Origin of the sequence: Ihubacter sp. rT4E-8 (assembly GCF_049852125.1) — a bacterium.
Classification (GTDB): Bacteria; Bacillota; Clostridia; order Peptostreptococcales; family Anaerovoracaceae; genus Senimuribacter.
Genome location: NZ_CP187532.1, coordinates 444,317 through 458,667 on the forward strand (window position 1 = coordinate 444,317; position 14,351 = coordinate 458,667).

Here is a 14,351-nt window from a genome sequence, read left to right on the forward strand (position 1 = left end):
CAATGCATGTATTTAGTATCGTGATTAGATTGAGTTGATATGATGGGTAAAAGATTTCATTTTATATTAAAAACAATTAAGGGCTACAGAGTGCTATTTGCGTTGCTGTTTTTTAGTGTTTTAGCCACATCCGTAACAGCATCAATTATGCCGTATCTTAACGGTGAAATAGTTAATGAAATATTTTATAGTAATTATACGAATACATTTGTAGTTGTAATTATAGAATATGGGGGTATTTATATTTTAAATCAATCTTTACACCTGCTTTTGAACTATACTTGGGCAAAACTGAAGGTAACATACCTTGTGAAGATTAGAAGAAATATTTTTGTACATGTTGTTAAGTTGAGTTGCAGTGATTATATTGACTTAAAGAGTGGTGACATAATTAAAAGAATTGGAAGTGATGTTGAAAATATTTTGGAACTTATACATCGTAATATATTTTATCTTTTTGGAAAGTTTTTAGATTGCATGCTATCGGTTATTTTTGTGTTGTATATTAACTACAAAGTGGGCCTAATTATCTTGGTTATGGTGCCCATACAAGTAATATTAGTTAATAAAATGTCAAAAAAGCTGTCTAAAGCAAAAATGGAAAAGGCTCAGATTGAAGCTTCGTTATCGTCGTGGCTTTTCGAAATGATAAATGGAAAAAATGACATTTTCATTTTAAATGCGATAAAAAAAGTGAAAAAAGATTATTCTCTACTTAAAATAAAAGCATTGAGGCGCACAATCGAGTGTAATAGAAGAAGTTTGCAGATGGATTTTGTTAGTAGACTTATGTCATTAGTGGTACAGTTGCTTATTTATGTTACCATTGCTATTTCTTTGTTTAATGGTGGTTCAAGTATAGGAGCACTGATAGCGTGTGTAGCCTATTTTGACAAATGTGTTTCAGCGTTGGAATCGTTAATCGAAAAAGTTCCTGCTATTGCAGAACAAAGTGTGTCGATAGACCGAGTTATTGAAATAATGGATTATGGAATTGAAGAAAAATTAGGAACGGTAGGTGGTAGATCAAAAATAAAGGAAATTAATTTTAGAAATGTTTCTTTCAAATACAAAGAATCTCGTGAAATATTGAGGAACGTAGATTTTAAAGCAAGCGAGAATATGGTTATTGCGATAGTGGGTGAAAGTGGGGTTGGCAAAAGTTCTTTGACCTTTTTAATGAATAGGTTATATGATATCGAATCAGGTGATATAATGTACAATGGCAAAAATATAAATGACTATAGCCTGCATGAGTTAAGAGCGGCGATAGGAATTGTTCAACAGGATGTTCTTATTTTGCCAGGGACAATACGATATAATATATCCTTATCAAATGATAAATTAAGTGATGAGAGGATTTGGAAAGTATTAGAGATGGTGGAATTAAAAAAAACAATATCGGCATTACCTGAGTCTTTAGATACGTATATTAAAGATGCTAATCATATTTTTTCTGGTGGAGAAAAGCAGAGGATCTCAATCGCGAGGCAGTTATATAAAGATGCAGATGTTCTGATTCTAGACGAAGCAACAAGCTCGTTAGATCCAGAAACAGAAAAGCATGTATATGAAAATATATATAAGTGGAATACAGGAAAAATCGTTATTATAATAACGCACAGAATACCAACTATTCGAAATGTTGATAAAATATTTCAGATGTCGGATGGGAAGATAATAGCACAAGGAACTTTTGATGAATTACTCGAACAAAGCAAAGAATTTTACAATTTGTACATGCATTTTTTAGAAAGTGAGACCATAGATGATTAGTTTTGTAAAAGAATTTAGACGAATCAATCTTATAGTTCAAAAATATAGTTATAACAAATCATATTTGTTATGTTTAATACTATCAAAAATTGTATTTGAGGTTATAGAGTTACTGCCGCCACTATTATATTTAGTTTTTATAAAAAATGTAATAGAGGAAGGCAATGCGACTTATTTAAAGTTTGTAGTAATTGGGTACTGCTGTGTATTCTTAGCAGAGAGCCTTTTTAAGGTTTTACTACAAGTTATAGAAAATAAAATATCTTGTATGTTTGAACTGAAAATTCAATGCAAAATTTTAGAAAGTATATGTAGAAATCCCAATAGCGAATTTGATACTGGTGAATTAAAACAACGAGTCGAAGATGATGTACAGCAAACGGTTTTATATATAAATGATTATACCGATTATCTGGTAAATCTTCTGGGCTTCGGGATCGTCGTATTGATTATGCTAAAGATGAGCATACTATTTACAATGATTAGTTTGATATTGATACCCATTTCATTTCTATGCACAAAATATACAAATAAAAAAATAACAAATACTCAAGTTTTATATAGGGAAAAGTATGCCGAATATGAGGATTTTCTTTTTGAGTCATTGAGAAGTTTTCGAGAAATAAAATCAAACAGATTGGAACAAGAATGTACTGAACGATTCGATTCATTTTGGAAGGCGTTATCTGGCCTCTTTATAAGAAATCATATCTATTGGTTTTTAAATCGTGGATTTATCGCTTTTAAAGATGTTTTCCTCACGAAGATGGCACTTTTCTTTATTGGCGGGATAATGGTTATTCAAAAAATTATTTCAGTCTCGATATTACTGGTATTTATGGATTATTACGAAAAACTTACGGAATATATCTTATCAATGACGGATTTAAATGCTCAACTTGTAAAGCGGCAGGTAAGTATAAAAAAAGTACAGGAATTCTTAGAAAAGGAGCATAATACAACAAAGAGCTGCTGCTTGAACGGCAATATCGTATTAAAGCATGTAAGTCATAAATATGAAAATGAAATGGTAATTGAGGACTGTTCGTTTACAATAAAAGAACATAGCTATACAGCAATTGTTGGTGCGAGTGGAGAAGGTAAAAGTACAATAGCAAGAATAATTTTGGGAATCGAACCAATTGCAGAGGGAAAAATTATCGTTGGTAATACAAATATTAATAATTATGATAGATATTATTCAAGAAAAAATATGGGAGCAGTGTTGCAGAACTCAGGTCTTTTTAATGTAAGTATACGAGAAAATTTATTGTTTGGAAATCCGAATGCAACTGAACAACAAATTTGGGATGCATGCAAAAATGCACAAATAGCTGAGTTAATATTGGCACTTCCTGAAAAATTAGATACATTGATAGGTGAAAAAGGAATCAAACTTTCCGGAGGTCAAAAGCAGCGACTGCTTCTTGCAAGGGTGTTTTTGCAAAAAAATTCGTATTTGATTTTGGATGAAGCCGTTTCAGCCTTGGATTCTAATACCGAACATGTGGTAATGAAAAATATAATTGAAAACAATCAGCATCAAACGCTCTTGATTATTTCACATAAATTATCTTCTATTATTGATGCTGACGATATTATTCTTTTTCATGATCATAAAGTTGTAACGCGAGGAACACACAAACAGTTGATAGCGAATTCAACACTATATAAACAACTTTGGGAAACCCAGATAGGAGGAAAGAAAAATGATTGTTAGGAATAAAACTAGGGAAAGTATACGAAAAAAAATATTGCAAATTATCAAGGAAAATTCTGATAAAGATTACAGTATAGAGTTTTTATCAACATGTGATCTAGATCGTGAAAGGGTATTCGATTCCATTAGTTTTGTGAATTTTGTTATTTCAATCGAGAGCGAATTTGGGATAAGATTTGGCGATGCTGAATTATTAGTAGAAAATATGAATAATATAGAAAAAATTTGTGATTTGATTTTGGAATTAATGGAGACAAAAAATGAATAAAATTTTTTCGTATAATGATGATAAGGTGGCAATATTGTACGAAGACAGAGAAATTTCTTATAAAGAATTAAATGTGCAAGTGGACTATATAAGCAAAATGTTGACAAATAGAAAGCTTGTTCTTGTACTTTGTGATAATACTTATGAATCCATAATAGCATATTTGGCAACAATGAAGGCTGACTGTGTGCCAATGCTGTTTCCTGCCTTGACTTGGGATAGAACACTTAAAAATAATATCAAGCTCTATAAGCCTGATTATATATTTACACCGTTTTATTTGGAGTTGAGGGAAGGATACGGCTTGATGCTTGATGATAATTTACTTAAAATTTATAAATTATCCGATAATAGCAAATCTGATTTACATCCAAATCTGCAATTATTGCTCTCAACATCTGGCAGCATAGGCAGTCCTAAGTGTGTTCGAATTTCAAAGGAGAATTTATCAGCGAATACATACGATATTTGTGAGTATCTTGGAATCAATGAAAACAGTAGAGCTATAACGAGTCTTCCTATGTCGTATACATATGGTTTATCAATTATTAATTCGCACCTCTTGAAACATGGTTCGATAGTTTTAACGAATACTAGTATAACTTCAAAAAAATTTTGGAATCTAATTGATTTGTATAATGTGACAGATTTTGGGGGTGTCCCATTTCAGTATGAAGCCATCCTAAAATTAAATATAGATATTGCTAAACATAAAACACTTGAGCATATTACGCAGGCGGGAGGAAGGTTAGGTAAATTATATGTTGACAAAATATTTGAAAAGTGCATGGGGCGTATCAAATTTTACATTATGTATGGACAAACTGAAGCAACGGCGCGAATATCTTATTTGCCACCTCAATATACAAAGGAAAAAAGTGGTAGTGCAGGAATAAGTATCCCTCATGGGAAACTATATTTGCGGGATGAATGTGATAATGTAATAAAGGAGAACGGTGTTATTGGGGAGATTATCTATGAAGGAAAAAATGTGAGTATGGGATATGCGAGATGTCGTAGTGATTTAATAAAAGGAGATATCAACAAAGGTGTTCTAAAGACTGGTGATTTAGGCTTTTTCGATATCGACGGTTTTTTGTATATTACAGGACGAAAAAATAGGATAGTTAAAATATGTGGACAAAGAATTGATTTACAGCACCTAGAATCAATTCTTTGTGATAAGGGGTTTCAATGCATTTGCGTAGGTAATGACGATTTAATAAAAATATTCACTCTTGAAGAGTATGCCGACTGTATTTATGATGCTTTGAAAGACGAAATAAGGATTAACAGGAATTATTTTAAGATTGAACTGGTTGATGATTTTTATAGAAATGCTAATGGTAAGATTGATTATTCTAAATATAAGATGAAGTAAAGGAGTGGTGCTAACATGAACTATTTAAATATGTTCTGATAATTAGGATTCGCATGTATAGAATGTGCATTAACAACAGTGAATTTAAATTATTTGGAGTTTATAGAGTTGAAAAAGATAAAGGTTATAGTGGATCGCCCCATAGGATATAAAGACGAGTTTGGGAATATATATCCAATAAATTATGGATATATTGAAGGCATAATGGCAGGCGATGGAGAAGAACAAGACGCATATATTTTAGGAGAAAACAAACCATTGGATTGTTTTGAGGGTTTTCTAATTGCTTATGTACGAAGGAGAGATGATAATGAGGATAAATGGGTTGTAAGTAATTTTACTTTTTCAGTTAGTGAAATAAAAGAACAAATCAATTTTATAGAACAATATTTTGATTCGTATATCGAATTATGTGAAAGCAGTGAATAAACATGAAAAAAATTCTATTTTTAACATTGAACACCACCTCTAATAGAACGCCAGAAGAAAATTTAGGCATTTACTATTTGCAAGAGGCACTATATAAGCAAGGGATACAAAGTGAATATATTGATTGTTGGTTGGAAGGTAAGGATCACTTACAGTTAGCGGATGAAATCAATGACAAAGAATATTTGTTTGTTGGTATTTCTGGATGTTTGAGTAATGTAGAGGAAATACGCAAACTGGCACCACATTTAACCAATCATCATATAGTTTGTGGTGGATATGGGGCTACCTTTGGATACAAAGATTTATTGAAAGCGGGAATAGAGATTGTTATTTTAGGCGAAGGAGATAAAACAATCATAGATTTGGCAGATTATTATATGGGGAATATGGATTTGAGAAATGTCGAAAATATTGCCTATTTGTCCTCGTGTGAAGACCAGGGCAATGAAATCATCTTACAACATGGTAAGGAAATAATAAACTTAGACGAGCTGCCCCTCTTGAAATCGAGAAAGTATCTCGATTATATAAAAAGTAGAAAAGCGAGTATAAATATTCTGGGTTCAAAAGGTTGCATGGGTAATTGTAATTTTTGCTCTATAAATCAATTCTATTCCTTTTCTCATCGAAAATGGAGAGGCAGATGCTCAGATGCAATCGTGGAAGAAATGCTATTCTTGTATAAACAAGGGATAAGGGTATTTAAATTTGTAGATGATAGTTTTATTGAGAATGAAAGAGATACAATTTGGTGTCAAAGGTTTGCAGAGAAAATCAAAGAAAGTGGAATGGATGACATACTATTTAGAATTTCTATTCGAGCCAATAAAGTTAGTATGAGAATAATTGATATTTTATCTTCCGTTGGACTTTTTGCTGTTTCTTGCGGTATAGAAAATTTTAGTGATTCTATGTTAGAAAGGATAGGAAAAAGAACTAATTCTGTAATTAATCAATGTGCATTAGATATATTCAAACAGAAAGGAATATATGTTCAAGCGGGTTTTATACTCTTTGATGATTTGACTACGATGTCAGAACTCAGAACGAACTTGATATATCTGAAGAAAAACATGTGGATTGTAATGAAAGGAATTTTTTCCGAAATATTTGCAGCTGAGGGAACAGCATATTCTAATTACCTGCTTAAAAGTGGTAAGATCACCGGTAAAAAATACGGAAATTATACTTATTCCATTAGTGATTCAAAGGCATCCATTGTATATTCGTATTTAAAAAGGTGGCATCTGCTACAGGAAGAGTTTTATGACAAACTAATTGATCCAATATCTGCGCCTAAGGCGTTGACACCTTTACAGTATAAAATGTTTTTTGAGTTATATTTGCAAGTGCACCAAAATGATGTTGCTTTTTTCGAACAAGTATTGGATTGTGTTGAGACTGGGGATTCAATGTTAAAATGCGATCAGATGATTTTATTGAGAAAAGAAAGCTTAAATAAAGACTTCGATAAAGTAAACCATTTGTATGATTTGGTTGGGTTGGAGTATAGTGCAAAATATAACATCTTTTGGAGAAAGTGAGAAAAATATGAAGTTTGCTAAGGAATATGAGACCTACATGAAGTTTGAAGAAGAATTAGGCGCAGGATATGAAGATGAAGTTAACATAGAAAATATAGGATGGAGTTTAGGAAATGAATGTCCATATAAATGCAAGCATTGTTATTCTGCTATAGTTAGAGAAAAGGGACGTAACTTGGATAAGAATATGATAGATATAATTATATCACAAATGAGGAAGCTACCAATAAAAACAGTTAATTTAGGTGGTAATGAGCCATGGTTTACTTCGGGGATAAGTGGAGAAAGTTTGCTTCCATATATTTTGAAAAGATTAAGTCAGGAGGGTTACAAAGTAGGTATCACAACCGCAGGCATTACTTTGGTTAATATTGAACGATATAGTCCTGAATCTCTTAAGTATATAAACGATGTAGATATAAGTTTAGATCATGCGGATCCAGAAATTCACAATAAGAATCGCGGTGCAAACATATATGATGTGGCGATTAACGCACTGGAAATTGCTAACAGATACAATATTGAGCATAGTATAATCATGTGCGCTATGAACTGGAATTTTAATATTGACAATCTAGATAAACTGAAAAGAATATGCAAAAAATATAATGCTAACTTAAGATTCAATGTTCTAAAACCTATCGAAAAAGGACATATGGATTTATGCGTTTCCAAGGAACAGTTTTATGAAGGATACGAATATATTCTGAATAATTATGATACTATTGATATTACGGAACCACGGCTATCAGCTCTTGTAAATAATAAAAAAGATGTGGCCTGTCCATGTGGTACTACATCAATGCGTATTCACTCAATCACGAATGATGGTGAAATTTATGTCTCTCCTTGTATATACATGCATGATTTTAAAGTAGGTGATTTACTTAAGGATGACATATTGGATGTTGTTCATTCGGAACCATTTAGACAAATGAGATTAAGAAATTATTTATATAGGAACATTAATGAATGCCATGATTGTGAAAAAAGTGAATTTTGTGGAGGCGGATGTGCAGCGCAAGCATATTTGATAAATTATTGGAAAACTGGTAAAAGAACATTGAGTATAAAAGAGGAGGACTGTTGGCGCGATTTGAAGGAAAAGGTAGATTTGAAAAATTACATAAAAGAACAAAGCGATAAGAATTTAGTGCATATAAACTATTTATGCACATGGATAGGAAAACCGCGCAAATAGACTTCAACTAACGCAGTAACCCAAAATGATTAACACGAAGGGATGAGTGCTTATGGCGATATCTTCTGAAGAATTTAGCTACTTTAATAGGAATAAGGAAAAACTTTACAAGTTGTTGGTACATTGCAAATTGGACATTCCTTACTATAGCGATAAATTGGATTTGCCGACTTTTGAAAATTTTTCATTTGATTTTTTTAGGCAACGAATACCTGTTTTAAGGAAGAATATTTTGCGTGCTGACTCTAGAATTCTTCTGGACAAACATGTTAAAGATGAACAGCTATATACAGATGCTACTAGTGGAACTGAGGGGAAACCGATACTTTGCTATCGAAGCAAGGCTGAAGAATTTATATGTTCATCAACTCAATGGACATGTAGAAGAAACTTCGTAAGTGATTTAACACCAAAAGATCGCTTTGCTCACTTTTACGCTTTTAGAGATGGCAAAACTGGTACTATTTCTAATAGGATTCTTTACCATGGCAATGAGATACTGTTACCGATTTTTGAGTTATCTGAGCAGCATCTCATGCATATATGGAACGAGATATTTTTATTCAAACCAAGGTGGATCCATGGAACGGTATCAAATTTATATGGATTGGCAGTTGTTGTAAATAAATTTAAATTAAAAAGATACTCTTTTGACTTAATTGAATTGGTTGGCGAATATGTATCAGATTCGCAGAAAGAATACATAGAAAGGACTTTCGGCTCTCCGGTCGCAATTCAATATGGCAGTCGTGAATATTGGCCGATAGCTTACTCTACAAAAGATGGTAAGCTTGAGGTTAATTCCAATGTTTTTATTGAGACAATAAGTGGCCCTGACGGTGCAGATAATCGCCTACTGATTACATTGTTGAAGAATGATGCTTGGCCGTTGATTAGATATGATATAGGAGATTGCGGCTTGCTACATTATGATAACGAGAAAATTTTTGTGAAGCTTCTAAAAGGCAGATCTGCAGAATTTATAAGCTTTAGCCAAGGAAAGATTTTTAATACAATTGTTTTTTCTAGTCTTATACGAAAAATATGTGGTGCATCATGCAATAATGTTATTCGTCAGTATCAGGTCATAAAAGAAGATAATGATAGAATTTCTATCTTGCTTTGTACTAATCCTTTGGTTCAGAAGGAGGATATTTGTCAACAAATAAAATTTGAGTTAAGTAAAATACTCGGTGAAGGAATACAAATTGAAGTGAAATTATGCGATTATATTCAGCCAGATAGCTTTACAGGTAAGACAAAAAATTTCATTGATAAGACGATAGTATAATTCGTAATATTATTCGTCCTGCTGATAAACAACTAATACAATTAGAAATATATCAATTAATAATTTAAATTTAAGTATAATCTATACTATGAGTTTTATAAACGAGGAGATATAAGAATGAATAATGCTATAAAAAAGGCACAAAAAATTCAAACTAATAGGATTGGAGCGACATGCTTCTTCGATGCCATTACATGTTCGTTAGAGTACCTTGATAGAATATATTGGGCTCTTGATTATGTAGATTACACTTTCTTGTTTAATAAAGAAAAAATTCTGTCATTTCATAATGTTAATGAATTGGACAGCCAAGTTTCACCAACAGATAAATACTATTTTTATATCAGCCCAAATTCTGCTTATTATGCTGATTTATTATCCTACACCTCTGAACTGTATATTACTAACATTGGTAAAATGGTAGCTTGTTGCACAGATGGAAATGAAAATTTTTTCAATACATTAGAATCATTGGATGAATCAAAATTACCGGTCATTTTAAAGGTTAATAATTTAGAATATAAGGAATTTTATGCGTACAACCATTTTACAATTCCACGGTCTGATAGTAAACACTTGATAAATATACTAGCGGTGTCAAAGAATAAAGATAAATTTTTTATATTTGACAGAGGGTTTGATTGCTTTGGTGAATGGATAGATCCTAGATTGCTTTTTAGGGGGGCAACCAGCAACTTTTTAGGAAAGTCAAACGAGTTCTGTTATATGTTTTTTCATAACACTCCTCCCAAACTCAATCAGCAGGAAATAAAGGCTAAACTGAAGTCTAGTATAATGAGAGCTATGCCTGATATTGTCGAAATAGATGGTACGCCATATAAAAATAACCATAGTGCGTTAGCATCATTTAAAAGAGATATGGAAGAAATTATAAATGTTCTCTATGCAAAGTATGGACACTACGCTGCTCCGCTTTTGGGCGAAGCAATATTATTACAGGTAGATGGAAGCATGGGAATATCAAACTTGTATGAGGAAATAAATAAGATATTACAACTTGACTCTCTCCCAGAGGTTATATATGCAATTAAATTATACTGGGAAGAATGGCATAAATTCGAACAGAGACTAAAATATATTACCTATAAAAATGAAAATATATTTGAATATATAAATGTATTTGAAAACAGAATAGAAAAAATGATGGATTTAGATAATAGAATCATGTATGGATTGAACAAAGTCATTGATGAAATCTAGCAATGTAAATATTATTATTTCATATTTGAAAATCAACCGGTAATCTAAAGTTTTGTGTTAAGATAAAAAATGATAAAATTTCGGGATAGAGGTTTGACCTTTGTGTGTGGGGGGGTCTAAACTTAGTGGGGGTTTTAGCTGGGAAAACAGGTATAGAATCAAGCTGAATCATATAGGTTTCACTCTATACCTTTTCTTTTGCAGACCCATTTTTAATGTAGAAGTGCTGTATGTGATTAGAATGGTAGTCTAAATTATCGTGTGGGTGGCAAACTGAGAAATCAAGAGCACTTCAAGCTGAAATGGCAGTCTGAGGTGATCTTCTTGATTTTATCAAATATAAATTGTAAGATTAACAATAATAGTAACATCTTTTTATTTATAAATTACGCAAGTTCGAGGACAATATAAAAGGAGCTGTCGTGATGAACCGCTCCCCGTCAAGTAGATAGTGAAAAAAATATAAATTTTTCTGCCATTAGCTGTAAGGCTAGTGGCATTTTTTATGCCGCCAGCAGATAATTTCTGTGTTTTTCCATTGGTGTTATAACTCCAAGGTTCCGCTGCAAGCGTTTATTGTTATAGTAATCCATATAATCTTCAATCATTTCCACAACAGCTTCTCGGCTTGTAAAACGCTTTCCGTAATACCGTTCCCTTTTCAGTATCCCCCAGAAGCCTTCCATCGGACCGTTATCAATACATTTTGCCACCCTTGACATGCTCTGTTTCATTCCTGCGGCTTCAAGTTTTGAATGGAAGATCCGGCAGGTGTATTGAAATCCTCTGTCACTGTGAAATAGCGGGTGGGCATCCGGATTCGCTCCCACAGCATTGTCAAAAGTATCAAACACCAAAGCGTTGTTGTTTGAATCTCCTATGATGTATGATACGCTACGCCTGTCGTATAAGTCCAGAATCGCACTTAGGTACACCTTGTGTTTCTGTGTTCCCGTATAGTAATGAAATTCTGTTACATCCGTGAGCCATTTTTCATTTGGCATTTCGGCAGTAAATTCTCGGTTCAATAAATTTTCTGCTATATACTGTGGATTCTTAGCATGACACGCACATCCATTGTTTGCGTATTTTATGGTACCGTTCTAGTTCGTCCCTGATCCGTCGGTATCCTTTATCCGGGGAAGCGGTGTGGATTTTTTCAATTTCCTCCACAATCTTCCTGTTTTCTATCTTATGTGCCGGTATTTCCCTGTTCATCCATTTGTAATACGCAGCACGCGATATGCCGCCGAATCCACAAAGCAGCTGGACAGGATATCCATGTGCCTCATGTTCTTCCTTTATTTCCTGATATATGGCTTCGTGCCGTATCAGGCTCAGCCCCGCCTCCTCTCTATCTCGTCTAATTTTTTTAAGAAAGATACCTCCATCTCTGCCCGTTCTTTTTCCGCCCTGAGCAGTTTATTTTCAGCACGCAGCCGTTCCAGTTCTGACATTTCACTTTCCGTTCTTCGCCTGCCGCGCTTATCTTGAAGCCCCTCCACGCCGCATTGTTCGTATTTTAACGTATAGCTGCGCGCCTGCTGATACGATATGTTGTATTCTTCTGCTGTTTTCGCATAGTTATGCCCGTGTGTGATGCAGTATCCCGCTATTTCAACACGTTCGTCAAACGATGTCTTTCTTCCTTTGGTCATGATGGATGCGCCTCCTGTTCCGGAAGATTTTAACTCCCCATGACCATTATACACCTGAATCCATTTTTGCAGCTTACCTTTTGAGCGGATTCCATACCTTCTGCAGATATCTTCCTGTGACCCTTTTCCGGCCAGATAATCGTGGACGGCACACTCCTTTAGCTCTTTGGAATACCGTTTGTTCTTCTTTTGAAAAAAATTTCACTTCCCATGCTCTGATAGTTGAATATCCATTGCTGTACGGATGTCTTGCTGATCTGAAACTGGCTGGCAATTCCACCTTGGGATATTTTACCATCAAGATATTTCTGGACAGCCAGTATCTTGTCCTCCGGACTAATGCCATTTCTGGACATAATATATGCTCCCTTCTAAGTAACAAGTTTTTATTATTTCTCTTGTCTACCTAGAAGGGAGCATATCAGTTGACTTAAAAGTTGACTGTGCGACAGCCCCTTGTCATGTCTAAGTGGGAGAGAATCGAACTCTAGTCGTCAACGCCAGCCAGCTGAAGCTGGGGCGTTTTGACATGAGACCTGCCAGAGATTTGCAGTGCAAATCTGGCTAGGGCTTCAAGAGCGTGACCGTGAAGGGAGCAGGTTCAGTGAACCTGGGAGTAAGTCACGGTCCGAGTCGACCGAAAGGGGAGGCGAAGGACGGCGGGTTGCGAAGCGAGCCGTGTAATTCTCCTCATCTCCACCATTGCATGGGAGCTGTTTAATTTATTATAAAGGCGTTAGGAGAACGTGATTTATGAAAAATACAGATAAAGAAGCGGAGGGAATCTCTAAACAGGTATCAAAAAGATTTGGCTAAAGTATATTTGAGAGGACTTAGTGAAAACGAATAATTTTGATATAACTCACCATTGAGCATAGTGATGCTGTGTTGTAATTCATATCATATTTTGGTATAATAAATTATATGTAGATTAGATAAGGAGATAGCCTCATGAAGAATATGAACAAACATGGTTCGACTAAGGGTAGATATGCGTTAATAGCGCTCTTAGCTATATTCTTTTTATTCTTGATTAGTATTTTTGCCTATCAATCATTAACCGAGAAGCCACAGGTTTCTGAATGTGAGCAGCTAATGCCGGCGGACAGTCCCCTGATGCTGCCTAATGAACGTGGTGAGGCTAATCTGCCAGCAGAAGAACTTGATTTCCAGCAAAAGGAGCGTATTGCCTATGGAAAATACGGCTTCCGCAAGGAGCTTAAGGTAGAAAAAACGACTATTGTCAGTCAAGAGGTTTCTGAAGATTCGGCGTTAAAGGATGTATATTTTGGGATTTACCATGACTCAAATTTGGTAGACCCGGTTGCCGAAATCAGTATGGGAAAGGTATTAAAAAATGTCCATGCCTCAGAGGTAGGTGAGCCAGAACCATACCCCGATGTGTTGCCCTTTATCGATGCAGTACTAGAACCCGGCGCTTACTATTTGGCGGTCTATAGTATACGTTCACAAGAGGACTGCATCGCAATCTACGAAAGCAGGCAAGCTGCGGTAGCTACAGAGCTAGAACTTACGGAAGATCAATGGGGCCTTTTCTTTTCCACAGGCCCTGAACAAAAAACATATTTCAAAATCAACGTGCCCGCTGCCGGAAACATTTACGTCGATAGAGATTTCTGGCGAGTCACCTATGACATTCAATTATGCGATGCCGATAAGAAGCCTATCAAAACGGCTACCTTAGAACCACCTGGAAAAGAACAAGGCCATCAAAAGGCAAAACTGTCCATCCCTGCTTCGGGAGTATACTATCTGCAGGTTTCATATGACGCCCCACCTTCCGCTTATGCAAACGAAATTCGATATACTTTCAACGCTAGCCAATAACGGTAGAAAGA

Annotated in this window: 13 protein-coding genes and 1 pseudogene; 10 read left to right on the plus strand and 4 right to left on the minus strand. The window is 34.5% G+C overall.

Translation table 11 applies throughout. From position 1 onward, the window contains the following. Positions 1-39: 39 nt before the first annotated feature. From ACPW7J_RS02280 to ACPW7J_RS02320, 9 genes are all read left to right on the plus strand, one after another. Positions 40-1,776: an ABC transporter ATP-binding protein gene (locus tag ACPW7J_RS02280; RefSeq protein WP_425756270.1), complete on the plus strand. Its 1,737-nt coding sequence runs from the start codon at positions 40-42 to the stop codon at positions 1,774-1,776. Beyond that, positions 1,769-3,496 carry an ABC transporter ATP-binding protein gene (locus ACPW7J_RS02285; RefSeq protein WP_425756272.1) on the plus strand — a complete coding sequence of 576 codons (1,728 nt, stop codon included), beginning with the start codon at positions 1,769-1,771 and terminating at the stop codon, positions 3,494-3,496. The genes ACPW7J_RS02280 and ACPW7J_RS02285 overlap by 8 nt, the downstream gene beginning before the upstream one ends. After that, on the plus strand, positions 3,486-3,764 hold the full coding sequence (locus ACPW7J_RS02290) for an acyl carrier protein (RefSeq protein ID WP_425756274.1): 279 nt from the start codon (positions 3,486-3,488) through the stop codon (positions 3,762-3,764). Before ACPW7J_RS02285 ends, ACPW7J_RS02290 begins: the two co-directional genes overlap by 11 nt. Beyond that, positions 3,757-5,145: an AMP-binding protein gene (locus ACPW7J_RS02295; protein ID WP_425756276.1), complete on the plus strand. Its 1,389-nt coding sequence runs from the start codon at positions 3,757-3,759 to the stop codon at positions 5,143-5,145. The genes ACPW7J_RS02290 and ACPW7J_RS02295 overlap by 8 nt, the downstream gene beginning before the upstream one ends. Positions 5,146-5,253: 108 nt before the next feature. Next, positions 5,254-5,574: an inorganic pyrophosphatase gene (locus ACPW7J_RS02300; RefSeq protein WP_425756278.1), complete on the plus strand. Its 321-nt coding sequence runs from the start codon at positions 5,254-5,256 to the stop codon at positions 5,572-5,574. A gap of 2 nt (positions 5,575-5,576) precedes the next feature. Next, complete coding sequence (locus tag ACPW7J_RS02305; protein WP_425756280.1) at positions 5,577-7,121, plus strand: B12-binding domain-containing radical SAM protein; 1,545 nt, start codon at positions 5,577-5,579, stop codon at positions 7,119-7,121. A 37-nt stretch (positions 7,122-7,158) separates the two neighbouring features. After that, positions 7,159-8,322 carry a radical SAM protein gene (locus tag ACPW7J_RS02310; RefSeq protein WP_425756282.1) on the plus strand — a complete coding sequence of 388 codons (1,164 nt, stop codon included), beginning with the start codon at positions 7,159-7,161 and terminating at the stop codon, positions 8,320-8,322. A gap of 52 nt (positions 8,323-8,374) precedes the next feature. After that, entirely contained in the window at positions 8,375-9,613 is a 1,239-nt protein-coding gene (locus tag ACPW7J_RS02315) for a hypothetical protein (protein ID WP_425756284.1), read from the plus strand. Between the two features lie 117 nt (positions 9,614-9,730). Continuing rightward, entirely contained in the window at positions 9,731-10,834 is a 1,104-nt protein-coding gene (locus ACPW7J_RS02320; protein ID WP_425756286.1) for a hypothetical protein, read from the plus strand. A 503-nt stretch (positions 10,835-11,337) separates the two neighbouring features. On the opposite strand, the gene ACPW7J_RS02325 is transcribed toward ACPW7J_RS02320, so the two are convergent. The 4 genes and pseudogenes from ACPW7J_RS02325 to ACPW7J_RS02340 form a co-directional block, all read right to left on the minus strand. Continuing rightward, a complete protein-coding gene (locus ACPW7J_RS02325; RefSeq protein WP_425756288.1) occupies positions 11,338-11,862 on the minus strand; it encodes an IS3 family transposase in 525 nt (174 codons plus the stop codon). Positions 11,863-12,171: 309 nt separating this feature from the next. After that, positions 12,172-12,492, minus strand: coding sequence for a transposase (locus ACPW7J_RS02330; protein ID WP_425756290.1), 321 nt, complete (start codon positions 12,490-12,492; stop codon positions 12,172-12,174). Between the two features lie 90 nt (positions 12,493-12,582). Further along, positions 12,583-12,627 (minus strand): annotated as a pseudogene (locus ACPW7J_RS02335) (hypothetical protein); the annotation flags it as partial. 23 nt (positions 12,628-12,650) lie between these two features. Next, positions 12,651-12,848 carry a helix-turn-helix domain-containing protein gene (locus tag ACPW7J_RS02340; protein WP_425756292.1) on the minus strand — a complete coding sequence of 66 codons (198 nt, stop codon included), beginning with the start codon at positions 12,846-12,848 and terminating at the stop codon, positions 12,651-12,653. A gap of 595 nt (positions 12,849-13,443) precedes the next feature. Between ACPW7J_RS02340 and ACPW7J_RS02345 the strand changes: the two genes are divergently transcribed. After that, on the plus strand, positions 13,444-14,340 hold the full coding sequence (locus ACPW7J_RS02345) for a hypothetical protein (RefSeq protein ID WP_425756294.1): 897 nt from the start codon (positions 13,444-13,446) through the stop codon (positions 14,338-14,340). Positions 14,341-14,351: the final 11 nt, after the last annotated feature.

Bases quoted from the DNA above. Each gene is read 5' to 3' on its own strand.
- ACPW7J_RS02280 (WP_425756270.1), top strand. From the start codon at position 40: ATGATGGGTAAAAGATTTCATTTTATATTAAAAACAATTAAGGGCTAC.
- ACPW7J_RS02285 (WP_425756272.1), top strand. From the start codon at position 1,769: ATGATTAGTTTTGTAAAAGAATTTAGACGAATCAATCTTATAGTTCAA.
- ACPW7J_RS02290 (WP_425756274.1), top strand. From the start codon at position 3,486: ATGATTGTTAGGAATAAAACTAGGGAAAGTATACGAAAAAAAATATTG.
- ACPW7J_RS02295 (WP_425756276.1), top strand. From the start codon at position 3,757: ATGAATAAAATTTTTTCGTATAATGATGATAAGGTGGCAATATTGTAC.
- ACPW7J_RS02305 (WP_425756280.1), top strand. From the start codon at position 5,577: ATGAAAAAAATTCTATTTTTAACATTGAACACCACCTCTAATAGAACG.
- ACPW7J_RS02310 (WP_425756282.1), top strand. From the start codon at position 7,159: ATGAAGTTTGAAGAAGAATTAGGCGCAGGATATGAAGATGAAGTTAAC.
- ACPW7J_RS02315 (WP_425756284.1), top strand. From the start codon at position 8,375: ATGGCGATATCTTCTGAAGAATTTAGCTACTTTAATAGGAATAAGGAA.
- ACPW7J_RS02320 (WP_425756286.1), top strand. From the start codon at position 9,731: ATGAATAATGCTATAAAAAAGGCACAAAAAATTCAAACTAATAGGATT.
- ACPW7J_RS02330 (WP_425756290.1), bottom strand. From the start codon at position 12,492: ATGACCAAAGGAAGAAAGACATCGTTTGACGAACGTGTTGAAATAGCG.
- ACPW7J_RS02340 (WP_425756292.1), bottom strand. From the start codon at position 12,848: ATGTCCAGAAATGGCATTAGTCCGGAGGACAAGATACTGGCTGTCCAG.
- ACPW7J_RS02345 (WP_425756294.1), top strand. From the start codon at position 13,444: ATGAAGAATATGAACAAACATGGTTCGACTAAGGGTAGATATGCGTTA.